At 53.7% G+C, this 22,322-nt stretch carries 21 protein-coding genes; 6 read left to right on the forward strand and 15 right to left on the reverse strand.

Annotated elements, in window-relative coordinates; genetic code table 11:
- Nucleotides 1–4: 4 nt before the first annotated feature.
- The gene (gene fadA / locus QNH99_RS20760; RefSeq protein WP_109717884.1) at nucleotides 5–1,168 is read left to right on the forward strand and encodes an acetyl-CoA C-acyltransferase FadA; all 1,164 of its coding nucleotides are present in this window, start codon (nucleotides 5–7) and stop codon (nucleotides 1,166–1,168) included.
- A gap of 66 nt (nucleotides 1,169–1,234) precedes the next feature.
- On the opposite strand, the gene fre is transcribed toward fadA, so the two are convergent.
- Both fre and ubiD read right to left on the reverse strand, forming a co-directional pair.
- Entirely contained in the window at nucleotides 1,235–1,936 is a 702-nt protein-coding gene (gene fre, locus QNH99_RS20765) for an NAD(P)H-flavin reductase (protein ID WP_410517147.1), read from the reverse strand.
- 42 nt (nucleotides 1,937–1,978) lie between these two features.
- Nucleotides 1,979–3,463 carry a 4-hydroxy-3-polyprenylbenzoate decarboxylase gene (ubiD, locus tag QNH99_RS20770; RefSeq protein WP_096012949.1) on the reverse strand — a complete coding sequence of 495 codons (1,485 nt, stop codon included), beginning with the start codon at nucleotides 3,461–3,463 and terminating at the stop codon, nucleotides 1,979–1,981.
- A gap of 302 nt (nucleotides 3,464–3,765) precedes the next feature.
- Here ubiD and rfaH point away from each other — a divergent pair, with 302 nt between their 5' ends.
- A complete protein-coding gene (rfaH, locus tag QNH99_RS20775) occupies nucleotides 3,766–4,254 on the forward strand; it encodes a transcription/translation regulatory transformer protein RfaH (RefSeq protein ID WP_063877928.1) in 489 nt (162 codons plus the stop codon).
- Here rfaH and tatD read toward each other — a convergent pair.
- From tatD to udp, 9 genes are all read right to left on the reverse strand, one after another.
- Nucleotides 4,251–5,033, reverse strand: coding sequence for a 3'-5' ssDNA/RNA exonuclease TatD (gene tatD, locus QNH99_RS20780; protein WP_063881075.1), 783 nt, complete (start codon nucleotides 5,031–5,033; stop codon nucleotides 4,251–4,253). The two genes, rfaH and tatD, sit on opposite strands and share 4 nt — an antisense overlap.
- Nucleotides 5,034–5,131: 98 nt before the next feature.
- Complete coding sequence (tatC, locus tag QNH99_RS20785) at nucleotides 5,132–5,890, reverse strand: Sec-independent protein translocase subunit TatC (RefSeq protein ID WP_063877927.1); 759 nt, start codon at nucleotides 5,888–5,890, stop codon at nucleotides 5,132–5,134.
- On the reverse strand, nucleotides 5,890–6,615 hold the full coding sequence (gene tatB / locus QNH99_RS20790; protein ID WP_410517148.1) for a Sec-independent protein translocase protein TatB: 726 nt from the start codon (nucleotides 6,613–6,615) through the stop codon (nucleotides 5,890–5,892). The genes tatC and tatB overlap by 1 nt, the downstream gene beginning before the upstream one ends.
- Before the next feature lie 3 nt (nucleotides 6,616–6,618).
- Nucleotides 6,619–6,873 (reverse strand): twin-arginine translocase TatA/TatE family subunit, encoded by a 255-nt coding sequence (gene tatA, locus QNH99_RS20795; RefSeq protein WP_063877925.1) that lies wholly within the window; start codon nucleotides 6,871–6,873, stop codon nucleotides 6,619–6,621.
- A gap of 110 nt (nucleotides 6,874–6,983) precedes the next feature.
- Entirely contained in the window at nucleotides 6,984–8,621 is a 1,638-nt protein-coding gene (ubiB, locus tag QNH99_RS20800) for a ubiquinone biosynthesis regulatory protein kinase UbiB (RefSeq protein ID WP_410517149.1), read from the reverse strand.
- On the reverse strand, nucleotides 8,618–9,223 hold the full coding sequence (locus tag QNH99_RS20805; RefSeq protein WP_063881074.1) for a ubiquinone biosynthesis protein UbiJ: 606 nt from the start codon (nucleotides 9,221–9,223) through the stop codon (nucleotides 8,618–8,620). Before QNH99_RS20805 ends, ubiB begins: the two co-directional genes overlap by 4 nt.
- Nucleotides 9,224–9,234: 11 nt before the next feature.
- On the reverse strand, nucleotides 9,235–9,993 hold the full coding sequence (gene ubiE, locus QNH99_RS20810) for a bifunctional demethylmenaquinone methyltransferase/2-methoxy-6-polyprenyl-1,4-benzoquinol methylase UbiE (RefSeq protein WP_063877923.1): 759 nt from the start codon (nucleotides 9,991–9,993) through the stop codon (nucleotides 9,235–9,237).
- A gap of 76 nt (nucleotides 9,994–10,069) precedes the next feature.
- Nucleotides 10,070–11,569 (reverse strand): DNA recombination protein RmuC, encoded by a 1,500-nt coding sequence (gene rmuC / locus QNH99_RS20815; protein ID WP_063877922.1) that lies wholly within the window; start codon nucleotides 11,567–11,569, stop codon nucleotides 10,070–10,072.
- A 154-nt stretch (nucleotides 11,570–11,723) separates the two neighbouring features.
- Nucleotides 11,724–12,485 carry a uridine phosphorylase gene (gene udp, locus QNH99_RS20820; RefSeq protein ID WP_063877921.1) on the reverse strand — a complete coding sequence of 254 codons (762 nt, stop codon included), beginning with the start codon at nucleotides 12,483–12,485 and terminating at the stop codon, nucleotides 11,724–11,726.
- A 303-nt stretch (nucleotides 12,486–12,788) separates the two neighbouring features.
- On the opposite strand from udp, the gene QNH99_RS20825 reads away from it, so the two are divergent.
- The gene (locus QNH99_RS20825) at nucleotides 12,789–13,625 is read left to right on the forward strand and encodes a dienelactone hydrolase family protein (protein WP_109717887.1); all 837 of its coding nucleotides are present in this window, start codon (nucleotides 12,789–12,791) and stop codon (nucleotides 13,623–13,625) included.
- A gap of 64 nt (nucleotides 13,626–13,689) precedes the next feature.
- Here QNH99_RS20825 and metE read toward each other — a convergent pair whose 3' ends face one another.
- On the reverse strand, nucleotides 13,690–15,960 hold the full coding sequence (metE, locus tag QNH99_RS20830; RefSeq protein WP_410517150.1) for a 5-methyltetrahydropteroyltriglutamate--homocysteine S-methyltransferase: 2,271 nt from the start codon (nucleotides 15,958–15,960) through the stop codon (nucleotides 13,690–13,692).
- 138 nt (nucleotides 15,961–16,098) lie between these two features.
- Between metE and metR the strand changes: the two genes are divergently transcribed.
- A complete protein-coding gene (metR, locus tag QNH99_RS20835) occupies nucleotides 16,099–17,028 on the forward strand; it encodes an HTH-type transcriptional regulator MetR (protein ID WP_063877918.1) in 930 nt (309 codons plus the stop codon).
- 72 nt (nucleotides 17,029–17,100) lie between these two features.
- On the forward strand, nucleotides 17,101–17,580 hold the full coding sequence (locus tag QNH99_RS20840; RefSeq protein ID WP_109717889.1) for a DUF1456 family protein: 480 nt from the start codon (nucleotides 17,101–17,103) through the stop codon (nucleotides 17,578–17,580).
- Between the two features lie 233 nt (nucleotides 17,581–17,813).
- Here the strand turns inward: QNH99_RS20840 and QNH99_RS20845 are convergent, their stop codons facing one another.
- Nucleotides 17,814–18,674 (reverse strand): carboxylate/amino acid/amine transporter, encoded by an 861-nt coding sequence (locus QNH99_RS20845; RefSeq protein ID WP_063877915.1) that lies wholly within the window; start codon nucleotides 18,672–18,674, stop codon nucleotides 17,814–17,816.
- 357 nt (nucleotides 18,675–19,031) lie between these two features.
- Here QNH99_RS20845 and glpT point away from each other — a divergent pair, with 357 nt between their 5' ends.
- A complete protein-coding gene (glpT, locus tag QNH99_RS20850; protein ID WP_241568148.1) occupies nucleotides 19,032–20,372 on the forward strand; it encodes a glycerol-3-phosphate transporter in 1,341 nt (446 codons plus the stop codon).
- 40 nt (nucleotides 20,373–20,412) lie between these two features.
- Here glpT and yigL read toward each other — a convergent pair whose 3' ends face one another.
- Together yigL and pldB are read right to left on the reverse strand one after the other, a co-directional pair.
- Complete coding sequence (gene yigL / locus QNH99_RS20855) at nucleotides 20,413–21,213, reverse strand: sugar/pyridoxal phosphate phosphatase YigL (RefSeq protein ID WP_063877913.1); 801 nt, start codon at nucleotides 21,211–21,213, stop codon at nucleotides 20,413–20,415.
- Between the two features lie 54 nt (nucleotides 21,214–21,267).
- Nucleotides 21,268–22,260 carry a lysophospholipase L2 gene (pldB, locus tag QNH99_RS20860; RefSeq protein ID WP_410517151.1) on the reverse strand — a complete coding sequence of 331 codons (993 nt, stop codon included), beginning with the start codon at nucleotides 22,258–22,260 and terminating at the stop codon, nucleotides 21,268–21,270.
- Nucleotides 22,261–22,322: the final 62 nt, after the last annotated feature.

Raw genomic sequence — 22,322 nt, forward strand, 5'->3', positions numbered from 1 at the left:
AAAAATGGAAAATGTAGTCATTATTGACGCGGTGCGTACACCAATGGGTCGTTCCAAAGGCGGCGCTTTCCGCCACGTGCGTGCTGAAGACCTGTCTGCGCATGTTATGCGGGCGCTGCTAAACCGCCAGCCGGCGGTCAATGCAGCAACGCTGGATGACGTTGTCTGGGGCTGCGTACAGCAAACGCTGGAGCAAGGTTTCAATATTGCCCGCAACGCCGCGCTGTTGGCAGAAATCCCGCATGTCGTCCCGGCTACGACAGTCAATCGCCTGTGTGGCTCGTCAATGCAGGCGTTACACGATGCCGCCCGCGCCATTATGGTCGGTGATGCTCATGCCTGTCTGATCGGCGGTGTCGAACACATGGGACATGTCCCCATGAGCCACGGCGTTGATTTTCATCCCGGCTTAGGGCGCACTGTTGCGAAAGCGGCAGGGATGATGGGATTAACCGCAGAGATGCTGGCGCGCATGCACCACATTAGTCGCGAGCAGCAGGATGCATTCGCTTTGCGCTCCCATCAACGTGCCTGGCAGGCGACACAGCGCGGCGATTTCGCAAATGAAATTGTTGCGATACACGGCCACGACGCCGACGGCGTGCTGAAACGCTACGACTTCGACGAAGTGATCCGTGAAGATACCAGCCTGGAAGGGCTTGCGGCACTGCGACCTGCATTTGATCCCGTGACCGGGACGGTCACTGCAGGCACATCCTCAGCCCTGTCGGATGGGGCAGCCGCCATGCTGATTATGAGTGAAAGCCGCGCACGGGAACTGGGCCTGAAACCACGCGCCCGTATTAAAAGTATGGCGGTGGTGGGCTGCGATCCCTCGATCATGGGTTACGGTCCGGTACCCGCCAGCAAGCTGGCTTTGAAGCGCGCGGGGCTGAGCGTGAACGACATTGACATCTTCGAGCTTAACGAAGCCTTTGCCGCACAGGTTCTGCCCTGCATTAAGGATTTGGGCCTGTCAGACAAACTGGATGAGAAGGTCAACTTAAATGGCGGTGCTATCGCGTTGGGCCATCCGCTGGGCTGCTCAGGCGCACGTATCAGTACGACGTTGCTGAACATTATGGAACGCCGCGATGCGCAGTTTGGCCTGGCATCAATGTGCATTGGCCTGGGTCAGGGCATCGCCACCGTGATTGAGCGCGTTTGATACGTTGGGACGTTATTATGGGATTGACCCGCCTGTCAGGGGCGGGTTTTTTCTTTCTGCGTGCGATCAGATAAAGGCAAAAGCATCGCCATACATCTGTGATTCGACTGCGCCACGCTCTGAACAGAAGCGATCGCGGGCAATTTTAGCCATTTCAAAGCGCCCGGCGATATAGATCTCATGCTCACTCAGGGTGGTAAAGTCCTGCATCACTGCCGTTAATACGGTACCTGAACGCCCCTGCCAGCCAGCTTCAGGCTGTTCCACCACCGGAATCACCTTGAGATTAGGATGCTTGATAGCCAGCGCGTCTAGCTCATCCATATCGTACAGGTGTTTCAGTTCACGGCCGCCCCAGTAGATCGCAATATCACGGTCGGGCTTCTGTGAAAGTGCCGTCAACAAAATGGAGCGCGCATAGGAAAAGCCCGTGCCACCCGCAATTAAAATCAAGGGCTTGTCACTCTCTTCACGTAACCATGCATCGCCGTGAGGAATATCAACAACGATTTGCCCGTCTTGCTGGATGCGGTCCATCACGGCCATCGCATAGAGGTTGAGCTCCGACGCCCCGATGTGCAGCTCAATGATTTCGGTTTCCATTGGCGTAGAGGCTACAGAAAACGGGCGCTTATCACGCTCATCCATCACTACCATAAGATACTGTCCTGCACGAAAGCTAAAATACGCCTCCGGAATCAGACGAACGCGATACACCGTGTCGGTAATCGCTTCAACTGAAGTTACTTTACAGCTTAACGTTGTCATGCGTTCCCTCTGTCGGGTCGTCTTTATGGTTATTGCGCGCCATCAACGCTGTGATGGCTGTTCAAAAATACCGAGGTCATCCCAGATAGCGTCGATACGCGCAGTGACTGCCGGATCTTTAACAATCGGCGTGCCCCACTCTCGTTCTGTCTCGCCCGGCCATTTATTTGTCGCATCCAGGCCCATCTTGGAACCCAGTCCTGAAACCGGTGACGCAAAATCAAGATAATCGATTGGCGTGTTTTCCACCAATACGGTATCGCGCGCCGGGTCCATTCGCGTAGTAATTGCCCAGATAACGTCGTTCCAGTCCCGGGCATTAACATCGTCGTCACACACAATAACAAATTTGGTGTACATGAACTGCCTAAGAAATGACCAAACGCCAAACATCACGCGCTTGGCATGACCGGCATACTGTTTTTTAATCGTGACGACCGCCAGACGGTAGGAGCATCCTTCCGGTGGCAAATAGAAGTCGACGATTTCCGGAAACTGTTTAACCAGAATAGGCACCAGCACTTCATTTAACGCCACGCCCAGAACGGCAGGTTCATCTGGCGGACGTCCTGTGTAGGTTGAATGATAAATAGGCTGATGCCGCTGCGTAATATGCGTAACGGTAAAAACCGGGAAGCTGTCGACTTCATTATAGTAACCGGTGTGGTCGCCATAAGGACCTTCTGGGGCCATATCGCCGGGTTCAATATAACCCTCCAGCACGATTTCCGCGCTGGCAGGCACTTCCAGATCGTTGGAAATGCATTTAACCACTTCGGTTTTGTTACCCCGCAGCAGACCCGCAAAGGCATATTCTGACAAGGTGTCCGGGACGGGCGTCACCGCGCCAAGAATGGTTGCCGGATCGGCGCCCAGCGCAACGGAGACCGGAAAACGCTCGCCTGGGTGGGCTTTGGTCCACTCCAGATAATCAAGGGCGCCGCCGCGATGAGAAAGCCAGCGCATGATAAGGCGGTTTTTACCAATAACCTGCTGGCGATAGATGCCCAGGTTCTGCCGCTCTTTGTGCGGACCGCGGGTTACGGTGAGCCCCCAGGTAATCAGCGGAGCCGCATCGCCGGGCCAGCATTTCATGACGGGAATCCGCGTCAGATCGACGTCATCGCCGCTGAAAACCTCTTCCTGGCAGGGTGCATTGCGCAACCTTTTGGTGGGCATATTCAGCACCTGCTTAAACTGCGGAATTTTGCTGAACAGGTCACGGAAGCCTTTCGGCGGCTCAGGCTCTTTTAAGAATGCCAGCAGTTCACCCACCTCACGCAGTGCACTGACCTCTTCCTGTCCCATTCCCATGGCAACGCGCTTTGGCGTACCGAACAGGTTGCACAGGACGGGCATGTCGTAACCCTTTGGGTTTTCAAACAACAGTGCCGGGCCACCTGCTCGTAAGGTGCGGTCCGCAATTTCCGTCATTTCCAGTTCGGGGTCGATCTCGTGCGATATACGCTTCAGTTCACCACGCTGTTCAAGCAGCGCAATAAAGTCTCTTAAATCCTGATATTTCATGCGGCTTCAACTTTCCGGCCAGAGTGAATGGGTCATTATAGGGCTGATTGTGGGGGATGTGTTGAGCTTTATGCACCGCATCCTCTCCCTTACCTGTCACTGACGGCAATCAGGCGGCTTGCGGCAATAATTTTTGCCCCGTTGGTTGCGAATAATTCACAGTTATTCACTTTATGCGGTGGTACTCACCATTCAGAACAATCTTAGTTTATTTTCCATGCAACGCCGCTTTCCAACCCCCAATGCGCTATAACTCTGGCTGGAGGTTTGCTATTCTTAGCGTCCATTCATTGGGAGCAGTTATGGAATCCTGGTATTTACTCTATTGCAAACGTGGGCAGCTATTGCGTGCGAAAGAGCATCTTGAGCGGCAAGACGTAAATTGCCTGAGTCCGATGATCGCGCTGGAGAAAATCGTGCGTGGTAAGCGAACTACCGTCAGTGAACCGCTGTTTCCAAACTATCTGTTTATTGAGTTTGATCCGGAAGCCATTCATACCACAACCATAAGCAGCACGCGTGGCGTCAGCCATTTTGTCCGCTTTGGTACGACGCCGGCTACCGTGCCTGCCGTGGTTATTGATGCGTTACAAACCGACGTACCTCAAACGCTGCTCGATCCCGAAACACCGCAAAACGGTGATGAAGTGATCATCACCGAGGGAACGTTTGAAGGCTTGCGGGCGATTTTTTCAGAGCCGGATGGCGAAGCGCGCTCAATCCTGTTGTTGAATCTGCTGAACAAACAGGTCGTACGCAGCGTGGACAACCGGCAGTTCCGCAAAGCTTAGATCAGCCTAAACAGCTTACGCGCATTGTGATCCACCTGTTTTGCCAGCGTCCCGGCATCTTCGCCGCGCCAGATTGCGACCTGCTGCAGGATATGCGGCAAAAAGCAGGGTTCATTCCGTCTTGATGTAGGACGGGGGCGCATATCACGTGGCAGCAGATAGGGCGCATCCGTTTCCAGTAATAATCGATCGGCGGGAATCAGCGGCAACATCTCACGCAGCGCGATACCACGGCGCTCATCGCATACCCAACCCGTAATGCCTACTGACAGCCCCATTTCCAGGCAGGCCGCTAACTCTTCACGCGTGCCGGTAAAGCAGTGAATGACGGCGGCAGGCAGTTTAGGCAACCAGGGTTCAAGCACGGCGGCAAAACGCGCATGCGCTTCCCGACAGTGAAGAAACACGGGCATATTCAGCTCAGCGGCCAGCGCCAGCTGCGCATCAAACGCATACTCCTGCTGCTGGTGAGCGGCCAGGTTACGATTGAAATCCAGTCCGCATTCACCTATTGCCACCACCTCTTTTTTCTCAGCCAGGCGGCGCAACGTGCTCGCAATCTCCGCTGACCATTCACTGGCATGATGTGGATGCACGCCAGCAGTTGACCAGCAATAATCCTGATGGGCCTCTGCCAGTTTTTGCGCCTGCTGACTTTCAAGCGCGTTGGTGCCGGTAATCAACATGCCGGTGACGCCCGCTTCGCGCGCGCGTGAGATCACCTTTTTCCGATCGGAGGCGAACTGCGTGCTGGTCAGGTTTACACCGATATCAAACATATTTTTTTCACTCTTTATCATTAACACCATAAACAAAAACCGCCTGGCGGCGGTTTTTGACTTGACTCTCCCGCCTGTGCGGGATGCTGGATCTGACATCAGGAGTCGGCGTTATCTTCCTCATCCTCTGCCTGACGGCCTTTCCCCACATAGTAACGTGAGAAGAATACGCCGACTTCAAACAGGCAGTACATCGGAATAGCGAGCAAAGTTTGGGAAAAAACATCTGGCGGTGTGAGCAACATCCCAACAACAAACGCACCAACCAAAATATAGGGGCGTTTCTTTTTTAAATCGTCGGGGTTAGTGATGCCCGTCCAGCAGAGCAGCACAATCGCAACCGGCACTTCAAACGCCACACCAAATGCCATAAACAATGTCATCACGAAATCGAGATAGTTGGTGATGTCTGTTGCGATGGTCACGCCCTGCGGAGCCGTTTTGGCGAAGAAGCCAAAAGCCAGCGGAAAGACGATGAAGTAGGCAAACGCCACGCCAACGTAAAACAGCAGGGTGCTGGAGAACAGTAACGGCATGACCAACTTGCGTTCATGACGATAAAGGGCTGGCGCGACAAAGGCCCAGACCTGATACAGGATAACCGGCACGGCAAGAAACACCGACACGATCATCGTCAGCTTAATCGGGGTAAAAAAGGGTGACGCGACATCAGTCGCGATCATGCTGGCACCCGCAGGCATCTGATTAATCAAAGGCGATGCCACCGCGTGGTAGATGTCGTTAGCAAAGTAGATCAGGGCCAGAAAGATGACCAGCACAGCACCAATACAGTTCAACAGACGCTTACGCAGCTCAATCAGATGGCTGATAAGTGGTTGGGTATCTTCAACGGCCATTATCGTTCATCACTTGCAGAAGGAGTAGAAACTGAACTTGCTGACGGCGCAGCGCTTTCGGGCTTAACCGCAGGTTGTGCATCGACACGCGCTGGCGACTGTGCCGGTGCACTGGCGAGCCCAGGCGCAGGATACGACTGAACCGGCGCGGGCTCAGCACGGCTGGCAGTCGGTTGAGAAGCAACAGGTTCAGGTGTCGTCGGCGGTGACTGTACAGGTGCAGGGTACGACTGAACCGGCGCGGGCTCAGCACGGCTGTCAGTCGGTTGAGAGGCAACAGGTTCAGGTGTCGCCGGTGGTGCCTGTACAGGTGCCTGCGCCTGATGCTCACTGGTCGCGGGGGTAACCGGGTGCAGCGTATCAGCGGTCGATGTCTGTTGTGGAGAATGAATGGTATTGGCTTCGTCTTCGTCTCTTTCAATATCAATGCTCTGCTTTACCGAGCGCTTCATTGAGTCAGCCGTTTTACGCAGCTCTTCCATGGATTCTTTAAGCTCGGGCGACAGCGTGCCCCGACCAGCTTCCTCCACCTTTTTCAGGCTGTCCTGCAACTCCTGCAGCTTCAGCTCTTGCGCCAGCTCACTTTGAACGTTGGCGGCCAGCGAGCGAATCGCTCTGATCCAGCCCATGACCGTTTTAACCGCAAGCGGGAGCCGTTGCGGGCCAAGAACGATCAGCCCGATCACGAATACCAATACCAATTCACCAAAACCAATATCGAACACGGTTTACACCTGCTTGTCGTTCTTGACTTCGTCTTTTTGAGCCGACGTTGGCTGTTTATCCGCCAGCGTTTTGGCATGGAAATCAGCGTCCTGCTCTTTCGGTTGATCCTTTTTATCGTCTTCATCGCCCATGGCTTTCTTAAAACCACGGATAGAAGAACCTAAATCCGAACCCAGATTACGTAATTTGTTGGTACCGAACAGAAGAACCACAATCACGGCAATAATTAACAGCTGCCAAATACTAATACCGCCCATGAGATAGCCTCGATTTTTTTGTTAAACGCTGTGGCGTAATGCCCTACAGAAACCCGTATTTATTCGGGCCCGAATCAGCGACATTACCGTGTTTCTGGCGCAAGTGACAATCAGTTTGTCTTACGCCAGCCAATTAACCAGCTGACAAAGCCCGCCGCCATTAATGCCGCCGGGAACAGGTCCCATACAGGCCTGCTGAGGAGCACCGCTGTTCCGCTAATCAGCAGTGTCGCACCTACGCCAAACAGGTAACGAGCCTGATGCTGACGTGTACGTTGGACACTTATATCGTTCGCGAGTTTATCCACGCTGAGGCGTAGCTGCTTATGCTGACGCAAACTGTCGTAAAACAGCTCTGGCAGCTCTGGCAATTTTTCTGCCCAGTAAGGGGCTTTTTCTTTCACGGCACGGATAATCGCCGGAATACCGATCTGATCCTTAATCCAGTCCTCCAGGAACGGTTTTGCCGTTTTCCATAAGTCCAGTTGCGGATAGAGCTGGCGACCAATCCCTTCGACATACAGTAAGGTTTTTTGCAGCAGCACCAACTGGGGCTGCACTTCCATATTAAAGCGACGCGCTGTGTTAAACAGGTTCAGCAGCACGTGACCAAACGAGATTTCCGCTAGCGGTTTCTCAAAAATAGGCTCGCACACGGTACGGATGGCAAACTCGAAATCTTCAACGTTGGTGTCGGCTGGCACCCAGCCCGAGTCGACATGCAGCTCCGCGACTTTGCGGTAATCACGGTTGAAGAAGGCAATAAAATTCTCTGCCAGATAGCGCTTATCTTCTTTATTGAGCGATCCGACAATGCCGCAGTCGATACCAATATACTGCGGGTCTTCAGGATGATCGTAGCTGACAAAGATATTGCCGGGGTGCATGTCGGCATGGAAGAAACTGTCGCGGAAAACCTGCGTAAAGAACACCTGAACGCCGCGCTCCGCTAACAGCTTCATGTTAACGCCGTGCTGCTCCAGCGTTGCCACATCAGAGATAGGAATGCCATAAATGCGTTCCATCACCATCATGGTTTCACTGCAATAGTCTGAGTAAACCTCCGGCACATACAGCATGCGGCTGTTTTCAAAGTTCCGTCGCAGTTGAATCGCATTGGCCGCTTCGCGTAACAGGTTTAACTCATCAATCAGGGTTTTCTCGTAATCCCGAACCACCTCAACCGGGCGCAGACGGCGGCCATCGGGCAGCAGACGGGGCACCCAGCGGGCAATGCGGTAAATGAGCTTCATGTCCGCTTTAATGACCGGCAGGATATCCGGACGGATGACCTTGATGACGACTTTTTTACCTGTGGATTTTAGCGTTGCCGTATGAACCTGAGCGATAGAGGCCGAAGCCAGTGGGATAATCTCGAAATCATCAAACCAGGATTCAATCGGTGCGCCCATTGAGGCTTCGATCTGCGCTTTAGCCTTGACCCCATCAAAGGGGGCAACGCGGTCCTGCAGGACCGCAAGTTCATCGGCAATCAGCGGCGGAAACAGATCACGACGCGTTGACAGCATCTGCCCAAACTTGATCCAGACCGGACCTAACTGCTCCATGGCCATACGTAAACGTACGCCAAGGAGTTCTTGCTTGTGCTGGTTGGGGATCCAGAAAATACAGCGGCGCCACAGTCGCAGTGGAAGCGTCAGACGCATCTGTGGAATCAGTTCATCAAGGCCGTACGTCAAAAACACCTTAATAATAAAATATAACCGGCGGATCTCTCCAAAACTCATTTCGCCTCCAGCTGTGCCAGACGCGCATCAAGCGCCTCAAGCGAACGTTCCATCGCGCTAACCTCCTCAGAGAACCAGGCAAACTCCAGCGCACCAGGCGCCACCCGCCACTCTTCTGTTAATGCCTGACCAAGGTAGTCCTGACGCCGTTGTGTTTCTGCTTTGAAAAAGCGCAATGCACGCTGTGCACCCTGACTCATCCCCTGAGCGGCGATGTCACCGACCCAGGGGGCAAGGTATTCAGCGGGGTCCAGCTCGGCCAGATCCATTAGCGCAGAAAAGTGCTGAACCACCTGCAAGTCACCTTCAACCTGTAACTCACCGCTGCGAATCAGCGTCGTAAGCTGCTGGCGATCGCGTAATTTTGGCAAGGATTTGAGCTGTGTAATGACCGTGCAGTCACTCTTGTCCTGCCAGTCGCTGAGCACGTCCAGCTGCTGTTCGCTAAATACCAGCACCAGCGGCCAGGATAGCTCAGTTAAACGTAACGTCAGTACCTTACCGACAAGGCGCTGGCGTGCGCTTTTCAGGCCACGGTCACGATACAGTATGCGGTTTAACGCCGTCTCAATACCGGCAGTGATTACGGGTGTTAAGGTCATCGCCATAATGGTTAAAATTTGAACCCACGATGAAGCGCCACGATGCCACCTGTCATATTGAAATAGGTGGTGTTTTCAAATCCTACGTCATTCATCATCGCTTTCAGGGTTTCCTGATCGGGATGCATGCGAATGGATTCAGCAAGGTAACGATAGCTTTCCGCGTCCTGAGCGACCAGTTGCCCGATACGTGGCAGAACGTGGAAGGAATAGGCATCGTAAGCTTTGCTCAGCGGTTCGATAACCGGTTTGGAGAACTCCAGCACCAGCAAACGTCCACCCGGCTTCAGCACGCGGAACATCGACGCCAGCGCTTTCTCTTTTTCAGTCACGTTACGCAGGCCGAAAGAGATAGTGATGCAGTCAAAATAGTTATCAGGGAACGGCAGTGCCTCGGCGTTAGCCTGCACATAGCTGACGTTACCTACCACGCCCAGATTGCGCAGCTTTTCCCGGCCCATCTTCAGCATTGAGCTGTTAATGTCAGCCAAAACGACCTGACCGGTTTCGCCCACCAGGCGCGAGAATTTTGCGGTTAAATCGCCTGTCCCGCCCGCCAGGTCCAGCACACGCTGGCCGCGGCGCACGCCGCTGCTGTCAATGGTAAAACGCTTCCAGACTCGATGGACGCCAAACGACATCAAATCGTTCATCAGGTCATATTTTGCCGCTACGGAGTGAAACACGTCCGCGACTTTGTCGGCTTTCTCGCTTTTGGCGACCGTCTGAAAGCCAAAATGGGTGGTTTCCTGCTGTGATTCATCTGCCATCGGTTTTACCTGCTCCACAAACAATACTTACCGAAGTGTATCAGAGTCATGGAGGTCAGGCACGTTGGCGACCTGCTTATTCGCGGAGGTGCCGGACCTGCTCATGATGTTCGTCTGGATGGTTCTCGTCATCTGGCGCGCTGTCGTGCTCATTTTCAGGCATAGCTTGCTCGACCAGGTGCGGGTTAATGGCGCGTTTGACTTCTACGCCCAGATCGCGAAAGCCTTCCGCCTGTGCGATAAGGTTGCCTCGCCCTTCTGCCAGCTTTTTCATTGCCTCGCGATAGCTGTTCTGCGCCTTATCAAGGCTATGACCAATCCCGCTCATATCATCAACAAACAGCCGCATTTTGTCATACAGCCGGGAGGCCCGCTCTGCAATGCGCTGTGCATTACGACTCTGATGCTCATAGCGCCAGAGATTGTTAATCGTCCGCAGGGCCACCAGCAGCGTAGTCGGGCTGACCAGCATGATGTTCTGCTGAAGGGCTTCACTGATTAATTCTGGCTGACGATCGATAGCCAGCAGGAAGGCCGGTTCAACCGGAATAAACATCAACACATAATCCAGCGAGCGTAAACCGGGTAATTGTTGATAATCTTTGCGGCCCAGTAGACGAATGTGCCCACGCAGGGCGCTGACATGCTCCTGAATGGCCTGTTCACGCTCAACGTCATCATCGGCATTAAAATAACGCTCGTAGGCCACCAGCGTCATTTTGGCGTCGATAACCACATCTTTTCCCTGCGGCAGGCGGACAATCACATCAGGCTGCATACGACTTTGCTGTTCGTTCTGCATGCTGACCTGAATATCATACTCATAGCCTTCACGCAGCCCTGAGGCTTCCAGTACCCGACTCAGTACCACTTCGCCCCAGTTGCCCTGAATTTTGTTGTCGCCTTTCAGCGCCTTAGTGAGGTTAAGCGCCTCCTGAGCCATCTGGGCATTTAACTGCTGTAACTGACGAATTTCATGGGTCAGCGTGTGCCGCTCACGGGCTTCCGCGCCAAAGCTTTCATTCACCTGGCGACGAAAACCATCAAGCTGTTCCCGGAGCGGCCCTATCAGGCTGTTCAGGCTTTGTCGATTCTGTTCATCGACCCGACGTCCACTGTTTTCAAAAATTCGGTTGGCAAGGTTTTCAAACTGCGCGCTGAGCCGCTGCTCACTGTTTGTCAGCAGGCGCTGTTTTTCTTCCGCTGCGAAGCGGGTTTCTTCCAGGCGAATCGTGACCTCACGCAGTTCCGCTTCCTGGGCGCTGTTCACTTCCAGCTGGTTCCGCAGTTCACGTGTGAGCTGTTCACTCTCGTTGCGCCAGTAATCAAGCTGTTGCAGGCGCTCACTGGCCCCACTTAATGAACCATGAAGCTGCCTCAACTCCTGCTCGCGCTGCTGCACCTGTTGCTGAAGCTGTTCGATTTGCTGTTGCTGACGCTGCTGTGCCTCGTTGAGCAAGCGGCGTTCCGTGGAAAAGCTGGCTAACTGATGGCCGACGCGCATTTGCGCCAGTATCCAGCCCACACCAAGGCCGACAAGCGCCAGGCAGATGCTGATAATGATGTGCTGATCCATATTTTCCCCGCTGGTCAGACTAATGAGGGAAAAGGTAAATTCGCACTGTATGAATGTCCAGATATATTTACTGGCGTTGGAAGCGGTGACGCAACAATCTGTCTGGGATGAGACAGGCAGGCCTGATCACTCGCCTGCCTGTTAAAACAGGGGATTACAGTAAACGGCGCGCGGCTTCTACCACGATTTTCACCGCATCGCTTTCCGTCTGCTTCATCGTCACGGCATCCGGAATTTCTTTCTGCGTACGGTTGACGATCACGCCCGCCACCATTCCCGCTCTCAGCCCCTGGCTGGCACACATGGTTAACAGGGTCGCCGACTCCATCTCGTAGTTCAGCACGCCCATCTGCTGCCACTCCTGCATCGATCCCTGGAAACGATTAACGACGCGACCGGAAAAGGTATCGTAACGTTCCTGACCGGGATAGAAGGTGTCAGAGGAGGCCGTAATACCGATATGCGTTTTGGCACCACAGGCTTCTGCGGCCGCCACCAATGCTGTAGTACAGGTGAAATCCGCCACCGCCGGGAATTCCATGGGGGCGAAATGCAGGCTTGCCCCGTCCAGGCGTACTGATGCCGTTGTGACCAGAACATCCCCGACGTTGATATGCGGCTGAATCGCCCCCGTGGTGCCCACGCGCAGGAAGGTACGCACGCCAAGCTGCGCCAGCTCCTCGACGGCAATTGATGTCGAAGGCCCGCCAATCCCTGTGGAACACACGACAACCGGCTTGCCATCCAGCTTAGCCAGCCAGGTGGTGAATTCACGATGAGAAGCCAGGTGCTGTGCATCTTCCATCAGCCCGGCAATCTTTTTTACGCGCTCAGGATCGCCGGGAACAATGGCCAGCGTCGCCCCCTGCAGATCAGCTTTGGTCAGGCCAAGATGGAAAACGTCAGACTGTGTCATATCAGACTCCGGGTTAAGGAAAATTTTCACGCCACTTTACGTCACCGGGCGAGGTAAATATGTGACTAAATTCACTTAAGAAAATGAAAGTTACATTTTCTAAGAAAAATAGGGTGATCAATATCACACATCCATCCATCGCCTTGTGTATTGCTACATATGGTGATGTGGAAGCTATCGCGGGAATGTTAAAGAGAAGTGTAATTTTATTGGTTAACCACTCTGTTACTCCCTGTCTGGAACCTGTCACAGGTGGCCAGGCTATAGTTACGTGATTGCGCCTATGCTTGCACGGAGAGAATGATGAAGACCGACGATAATATGACACAAAAATCAGCTGCAGGCGCGTTTGCTCCGGCAGTTCAGCCCACAGCATCAACCACGATTATTACCGACAGCCCCACCATCCATTCGGGGGAAACCTCTATTCCGAGTCAGGGCGAAAACCTGCCGGCTTTTTATGCGAAACCGCAGTCAGCAGACGGTCCTTTGCCGGTGGTGCTGGTGGTACAGGAAATTTTTGGCGTTCACGAACACATCCGCGATATCTGTCGTCGGCTGGCGCTGGAAGGCTACCTGGCGGTCGCGCCAGAACTGTACTTCCGTGAAGGCGATCCGAATGACTACCATGACATTCCGACGCTGTTTAAAGAGCTGGTCAGCAAAGTGCCTGACAGTCAGGTGCTGGCGGATCTCGATCACGCAGCGAACTGGGCTGCCCGTAACGGTGGGGATATTCGCCGCATGGGGATTACCGGCTTCTGCTGGGGCGGACGCATCAGCTGGCTTTATGCCGCGCACAACCCGCAGCTGCGCGCCGCCGTGGCCTGGTATGGCCGTCTGGTTGGCGAAAAAACCATGAAGCAGCAAAAGCACCCTATCGATATCGCCGTCGATCTGAACGCACCGGTTCTGGGATTATACGGTGGTCAGGATGACGGCATTCCGCTGGAAAGCGTCGAGCAGATGCGTCAGGCATTGCATGCGGCCAATGCCAACGCTGAGATTATTGTTTATCCCGATGCCGGACATGCTTTCAACGCTGACTATCGTCCGAGCTATCACGCAGAATCGGCAACCGATGGCTGGGCGCGCATGTTAGCCTGGTTTACGCAATACGGCGTTGCACCCACGACGTGATCAAAAAAAGGGGGCGCGCAAGCGCCCCAACATACTGACAACGTATTGACACAACACCAGGAAATCAGGCGGTTTCGCCCCGCAGGTTTTTTGCCGCTTTAACCATGTTAGCCAGTGCCTGTCGGGTTTCGCGCCAGCCACGGGTTTTCAGGCCGCAGTCCGGATTCACCCACAGACGTTCTTCTGGAATACTTTGTGCCGCCTTACGTAACAAATTTTCTATCCACTCGACATCGGGTACGTTGGGCGAGTGAATATCGTAAACACCGGGCCCGATTTCGTTTGGATATTCGAACGCGTTAAATGCATCCAGCAAATCCATATCAGAACGCGACGTTTCGATGGTAATCACGTCTGCATCCAGTGCCGCAATGGATGCCATGATGTCGTTAAACTCGCAATAACACATGTGCGTGTGAATCTGAGTGTCGTCTTTGGCGACGGCGGCGTTTAACCGAAACGCTTCTACTGCCCAGCGCAGATAGTCGGCCCAGTCTGACTGATGCAGCGGTAAGCCTTCACGCAGCGCAGGCTCATCAATCTGAATGATGCCAATACCGGCGGTTTCCAGATCGGCAACTTCATCACGCAGCGCCAGCGCAATCTGTTTGGCGATCGTTTCACGTGACACATCCTCACGCGGGAATGACCAACAAAGAATCGTTACCGGACCCGTCAACATGCCTTTTACCGGCTTATCGGTGAGGGACTGAGCATACCTCGCCCACTCGACGGTAATGGCTTCCGGACGGCTGACATCACCAATGATCACCGGCGGTTTAACACAACGTGAACCGTAGCTTTGTACCCAACCATTTTGCGCAAACACGAAGCCATCCAGATTCTCGCCGAAGTATTCCACCATATCGTTGCGTTCGGCCTCGCCATGAACCAGCACGTCCAGCCCCAGACGCTCCTGTTCAACAATCGCCTGCTTGATGTGCCCGGCAATACCGGTACGGTAATGCGCGCTATCTATTGCGCCTTTTTTGAAGTCGAGACGCAGGCCACGAATTTCGGGGGTTTGTGGAAAGGAGCCGATGGTAGTGGTCGGCCACGCGGGCAGATTGAAACGCTGGCGCTGTGCTCTGGCCCGCTCGGGGTAAGCACTGGCGCGCGCGGTATCTTTGGCCTGAACGTTTGCCAGACGCTGCGCAACAGCCGCATTGTGAACGCGGCTTGAGTGAGCGCGCGCCTGAACCGGCGCGCTCCACTCCACCAGGGAGCCGGGATCGTTGTGATTAAGCGCCGTGCTCAGTAGCGACAGCTCACGACATTTTTGCAACGCAAAGGCAAACCAGCTTTTCACTTCATCGTCCAGACGGGTTTCTACGCTGAGATCGATGGGGCTGTGCAGCAGTGAGCATGAGGTACCAATCCACAGGTGCTTGCGTGAGCCCACCAGCGGCTGCAGGCGTTCAAACCAGTGGCTGAGATCGGCACGCCAGACGTTACGACCATTGATGACACCGACAGACAGCAGCCACTCTGCGGGCAGTTGTTGGTTCAACCGCTGAATGTCATCTTTGCCCTGCACCAGATCCACATGCAGGCCTTGCACGGGCAGTGACCTGATGACATCCAGGTTCTGACCGATGCTGTCAAAATAGGTGGTGAGCAGCAGTTTGCTATGCCCCTGTAATGCAGCGTAAGTCGGTTTAAACGCATCACGCCATGCCTGCGGCAGTTCCAGCGCCAGGGCGGGCTCATCAATCTGTACCCACTCTATGTTGCGCTTTTTCAGTTCGGCCAGGATCTGCTGATAAACGGGCAGAATGTCGTTCAGCAGTGACAGACGATCAAACGGCACGCCTTTTACTTTCCCCAGCCAGAGGTAGGTTACCGGGCCTAACAATACGGGCTTGATGTGATGACCCAGCGCAAGCGCCTCGTCCACGTCATCCAGCAGTTGAGTCCAGGTTAATGAAAACGACTGCCCTTGAGTGAATTCTGGCACGATGTAGTGATAGTTGGTGTTAAACCATTTGGTCATTTCCGCCGCTGCCGCCGGCTCACCCGTCGGTGCACGACCACGGCCCAGGCGGAACAGCGTATCCAGATCAACGGAGCCATCGTTGTTTTGATGGCGAGCAGGCACATTGCCCAGCATCAGGCTGGTCGTCAGAACGTGATCGTACCAGGCAAAATCACCGACCGGCAGCACATCGACGCCGGCCTCTTTCTGTTGTTGCCAGTGGCGGGCGCGCAGTTCGCGACCCACCGCCAGAAGTTCTTCCTGCGTGATGTTGCCAGCCCAATAACTTTCTTGTGCTTTTTTCAGCTCACGACGCAGGCCAATACGTGGAAAACCGAGAGTATGATTCAGGATAGTCATTCACTATTCTCCAGAAATTCTTCGGCTTTAGCGGGTCGCTAAAGATGTTTAGCCGTCCAGATGTTTACACCGCTATATTCTGCGGGTACTGTATGTTCCTCAAGCGCAAATTATTCAGTTTCGATGTGAAGGACTCTCATGATCGAATTCAAACACCTCCGGACGCTTCAGGCTCTGCAGAATACGGGCTCGCTGGCAGCGGCAGCGGCTCAGCTTCATCAGACACAGTCGGCGTTATCACATCAGTTCAGCGATCTGGAACAGCGGCTGGGATTCCGTCTGTTTGTCCGTAAAAGTCAGCCATTGCGTTTTACGCCGCAGGGCGAAATTTTATTGCAGTTGGCAGAGCAGATACTGCCGCAGATTCAGCAGGCACTTCAGGCCTGCCACGAGCCGCATCAGACAACCCTGCGCGTGGCGATTGAGTGTCACAGCTGTATCCAGTGGCTTACGCCGGCATTAGATAAGTTTCGCCAGAGCTGGCCCCAGGTGGTGATGGATTTTAAATCCGGCGTGACCTTTGATCCGCAGCCCGCCCTGCAGCAGGGGGAACTGGATATTGTATTAACCTCGGATATCCTGCCGCGCTCAGGCTTGTTCTATTCTCCGATGTTCGATTTCGAAGTCCGACTGGTGCTGGCACCGGATCATCCTCTGGCACAGGTTGAACATATTTCCCCTGACGATCTGGCGGATGAAGTCCTGATGATTTATCCGGTACAACGCCAGCGGCTGGATATCTGGCGTCACTTTCTGCAACCCGCTGGCATCAGCCCTGCACTTAAGAACGTCGATAACACCCTGTTAATGATTCAGATGGTATCGGCGCGCATGGGAATTGCGGCACTGCCGCACTGGGTGGTAGAAAGCTTTGAAAAACAGGGACTGGTGATCACCAAAACGCTGGGTGACGGCTTATGGAGCCGCCTTTATGCCGCCGTGCGCGACGGGGAACAGCGTCAGCCGGTACTGGAAGCCTTTATGCGTTTTGCCCGTCAGCATGCCTGCGAGCATCTGCCGTTCGTCAGGGACGCCGCGCATCCTGCTAAGGTTTTATCGCGTGAGTGACAAAGCTGCACGGTAGCAGGCAAAATCCCCTATAATGCGCAGCCTGTCGATTTACCATGAGAAGATCTCACCATGACTAACAACGATATTCTGCGCAGCGTGCGCTATATGCTCGATCTGAACGATGCCAAAATGGTGGCGATTTTTGCGCTGGCTGAATGTGAGGTTGCTCAGGCTGATATCACCAGCTGGCTGAAGAAAGATGAGGATGCGGCATTCCGTCCCTGCCCCGATGTTGTGATGGGATATTTCCTTAACGGTTTAATTTTTCATCGCCGTGGCAAAAGTGACGACGCGCCCGCGCCGTCCATTGAGCGCAAGATGAACAACAACATCTTCATGAAAAAGCTGCGCATCGCGTTTGATTTAAAAACGACGGATATTCCTGATGTGCTAAAAAAGGCCAATTTTACGGTTTCTCAGGCAGAGATTGGCGCGATCTTCCGCAAACCGGATCATAAAAATTACCGTGAATGCGGTGACCAGATTCTGCGTAATTTCCTTAAAGGGCTGACGATGATTCATCGGCCCGCCACAGGCAAACCCGCTTAAAACGCAGCTCGATGGTATTTCACCCGGTCGGGAAAGCAGACATCCGTGCCCGTTTGCTTTCCTGCCTGAGGCGCAGAGGCTGTGTCCTGTCGCTCGCTCGCTCGCGAAATATGTCATCACGAGTAAGCATAAGCCGTTCAGCCTTTAGCGCATCAGGCATCACTCGCCTGACGAGGCGCCCGGCGCGCCTTCTCATCCCCCACTGATCTTTTTTCCCGCTAAGGTCAGCCCGGCTATTTCGCGCTGTTACCGACTACCCAGCGCTTATGTACCCACAGCGACGCCATAATCACGAGGGCACCTGCGATAAAGCTTGGCCAGTGCGGTTTTTGCTGCCATATCGCAAGGTTAACCAGCAATCCGGCCGGAACGTGCATGTTATTCATAATGCCCAACGTGCCGGCATCGACCTGCGTTGCCCCATAGTTCCACATAAAATAACCCAGTCCCGACGCCGCAACGCCCAACCATACAAGGATTCCCCACTGCAGCGTCGTCGTGGGTAATTTGTTGGGATTGCCCCAGGCTGCCCAGGCAATAATAGCTATCAGCACCGCGCCCAGATAAAACCACGAAAACGCCGTGTGCTGCGGCATCGGCCGGGTTTCCTGCAAACGCTTATAGCCCACCATCCCGGCCGCGAAGCAGATATTGGCTAACTGCACTAACAGCAGACCAAACCAGAAGTTTTCGCTGACTTTGTCGTAGCGAATAATCGCCGCGCCCGCAACGGCCAGCAAGGCACTGAAAATGTATCCGACGCGCAGAGGCCTTCGACTTATCAGGTCGTAGATCAAGGTGACATAGAGCGGCGTCATCACGGTAAACAGCAGGAATTCTGACACGCTCAAATACAAATAGGCTTCAAAACTCAGTAAATACATAATGCCCAGTTGCAGCATCCCGACCAGCATATAGAGCAAGAGCGTTGAAGGCCGGTAGCCACGCCAGCGCAGGAACGGCAGAAAGACAATGGCGGCCAGCGCCAGGCGCATCAATACGGAAAACCAGCTGTCGACCTGCCCGGCAAGGTACTCACCGATCAGGCTAAAAGAAAATGCCCACAGAATGGTAGTAACGATCAATAAAAGCACGGTAACAACCCCGAAATAAACAGAGCGTCAGTGTAAACAAAGTCCTGAATCAGAGCTGATTTATCTGGTTTACATCTGGTTACTTACCAGGCATTCAGGCGTTATCTTTTCTCTCTGCCTGTTTTATCCTTCCCACACCACGCCTGTTGCCGCCAAAAATGTGTGAAAAAGCGCATCTGCCTGGCATTTTCGCGCTTTACTGTAATAAAACTGTAACAAATTTGTCATTCATCACAGTAAACGGCACTGTCTCTGTCTATTCTCTGCGCGAAATGGTGCATCGCGAGCACCATTTTTTATGTTTCGACCCAACCTGCTGGGGAATCAAAACCATAATGCGCCCGGAGGGCCACCATAATGTTAAGTATTTTTAAACCTGCACCACACCAGCCCCAGGTGGCAGAGGATCGTGTCGATCCCCTCTATCGCCGCCTGCGTTGGCAGATCTTCATCGGTATTTTCTTTGGCTATGCGGCTTACTATCTGGTCAGGAAAAACTTTGCTCTGGCCATGCCTTATCTGGTTGAACAGGGCTTCTCGCGCGGCGATCTGGGGTTTGCGCTTTCGGGCATCTCTATCGCTTACGGCTTTTCCAAGTTCATTATGGGTTCGGTATCGGACCGCTCTAATCCCCGCGTTTTTTTACCTGCCGGATTGATTCTGGCCGCTGTCGTGATGCTGTTCATGGGGTTTGTTCCCTGGGCGACCTCCAGCATTATGGTGATGTTTGTCTTGCTGTTTATCTGTGGCTGGTTCCAGGGGATGGGCTGGCCGCCCTGCGGACGCACCATGGTGCACTGGTGGTCGCAAAAAGAACGTGGCGGTATTGTGTCGGTGTGGAACTGTGCGCATAACGTCGGCGGGGGAATTCCGCCCCTGCTGTTTTTGCTGGGAATGGCGTGGTTTAACGACTGGAAAGCGGCCCTTTATATGCCCGCCTTCGGCGCGATTGCCATTGCAATCCTGGCCTTTGCGCTGATGCGAGATACACCACAGTCCTGTGGCCTGCCGCCTATTGAGGCTTATAAAGACGATTATCCGGCGGATTACAACGCGAGCCATGAAGAAGAGTTCACCGCAAAACAAATCTTCATGAAGTATGTCCTGCCAAACAAATTACTGTGGTATATCGCCCTGGCGAACGTGTTTGTTTATCTGCTGCGTTACGGCATTCTGGACTGGTCGCCGACGTATCTCAAAGAGGTGAAACACTTCACCCTGGATAAGTCATCGTGGGCTTACTTCTTCTATGAATATGCAGGAATTCCCGGCACGCTGTTGTGCGGCTGGATGTCAGATAAAGTCTTTCGCGGAAACCGTGGAGCGACGGGCGTGTTCTTTATGACGCTGGTCACCATCGCGACGGTGGTTTACTGGCTTAATCCGCCAGGAAATCCCGGTGTAGATATGGCCTGCATGATAATCATTGGCTTTTTGATCTATGGTCCGGTGATGCTGATAGGGCTACATGCGCTGGAACTCGCACCGAAAAAAGCCGCCGGGACGGCAGCCGGTTTTACCGGATTGTTCGGTTATCTGGGCGGTTCGGTCGCAGCCAGCGCCATTGTGGGTTACACGGTGGACTATTTTGGCTGGGATGGCGGCTTCCTGGTGATGATTGTGGGCTGTGTGCTGGCGGTGATTTTGTTACTGCTCACCATGGTCAGCGAGCATAAACACAAACAAAAACTGGCGTAACCGTCAGAAGGCCGGTTCGCCGGCCTTCTGCGCAGGCGCGCTACGATAAATACAACTTTCTTAGCGTTGCCGGCACCGCATCCTCGGCGTTGCTGCCAATCACTTCCAGCTCCGGCAGGGTATCTTTCAGACGCTGGTGCGCGTTAGCCATAATGCAGCCCTTGCCTGCCATACTCAGCATTTCTACGTCGTTCATACCATCACCAAAGGCAATACAGTCTTTCAGCGTAAAGCCTAACTGTTTCGCTACGGATTCAAGTGCATGACCTTTAGAAACACCGCCCGCCATCACCTCCAGACAGGTCGGCAGTGAAAAGCTGACGTTAACGCGATCGCCCCAGCGCGCTTCAATCGCCAGCTCCATGGGAATCAGATGCTCAGGCTCTTCACAGGTGAAAAAGACTTTGCTGATGCCGTCAGTCGGCAATATACCCGGTTCATAAACCTGATAATGAAAATCGGATTCGCGAAAATAGTCTTTCTCTGCCGGGCTGCAACGGCTGACAAACCACTCATCATCGCGATAAACGTGCGTCAGCACTTCCGGATGATGGTACTGCAGCCCAAACAGATCCTGGGCAATATCCATATCCAGATTGTGGCTAAAAATCAGCTCTCCTGCGGGATTGTGCACGCGCGCGCCGTTTGACGTAATCATATACGCCGGAATACCCAGCTTGTCGCGCATTTGCCCAACATCAATATGATGGCGGCCCGTGGCGAAAATAAAGTGAATGCCTTGTGCAACCAGCTGTTGCAAAGTTTCGCGGGCATCAGGCGTGAGGCGATGTTCGGGGGAAAGCAGTGTGCCGTCCAGGTCGGACACAACAATGTGGTACATGAAAACCTCGGGTATCTGTGTCGGTTGGCCGTAGCCGGTAATGTAAACGGAGTACTAATGATGCGACAAAAAGAAATCGACGATCGCATTGAGTGCTTCAGCACGCATGCTGTCTTTTTCAAACAGGATCTCGTGGCGCGCACCTTTAATGATCTGGGGTTTGCGTCCCTCACAGGGATGACCCGCCGCCGCCATGGCGGTACAAAAAAGATCTTGTGAGCGGTTATCTACCACGCTGTCTTCGCTGGCCTGCAGCAGCAGCAGCGGGGTCGTCATTTTATCCACCTGACTGAAGATGTTACGTCCGGCATAAATGCCTTCCCGAACCCAGTGATAAGTGGGCCCGCCAACACGAATGGCCGGATCGTCCGCATAAAAACGCAGGCTGCGCCGATAACGCTCATGGCTGTGTGTCAGGCGATTAATGCCAAAAGGATGCGCCCGCCAGCGCCCCGTGCCTAACGCATAGCCATCGCGCACGGCAGGCCTTTTTTCCGCCCAGTCGAGTATTTTATGCGCCAGAAAAGAGGGTAACGGCAAAGCAATGCCAAACATCGGCGCGACCAGTGCCGCAGCATGGAACGCACCAGGCTGACGCGCCAGAAACAGGGCCAGAATCGCCCCGCCCATCGAATGGGCTAACGCATAACGCTGCTGATAATGACGGCTTACAATCTCTTTGAGATAAAGCGTTTCGAGATCATCAACATAGTGGGAAAACTCCACGACATGTCCACGATGAGAGTCGTCCAGCAGGCGATCCGATCGTCCCTGTCCCCGATGATCGAGCACGATCACGTCAAATCCGCAGTGGAACAGATCGTAAGCCAGCTCGGGGTATTTAACGTAGCTCTCAATGCGCCCGGGTACGATCAAAATAACGCGCTTGTGTTTCGGTGAAATGAACCGGACATAACGTAATGTCAGATTTTCAACGCCGGTAAATTCACACTCTTCACGGCTGTGCCAGAAATCAAGCAATGGGCCGGTAGCAAAGGCGGCAAACGCCTGTTCACGTTGCAGCCAGCTTGCTCTGTGTTGCTTCATCCGCCCTCCTGGTTGCCGAAAAAAAAGAGTCTGAACGGCCGCATGATGTCCGTAGCCCTGCG

Origin of the sequence: Pantoea allii (assembly GCF_046529425.1) — a bacterium.
Taxonomy (GTDB): Bacteria; Pseudomonadota; Gammaproteobacteria; order Enterobacterales; family Enterobacteriaceae; genus Pantoea; species Pantoea allii.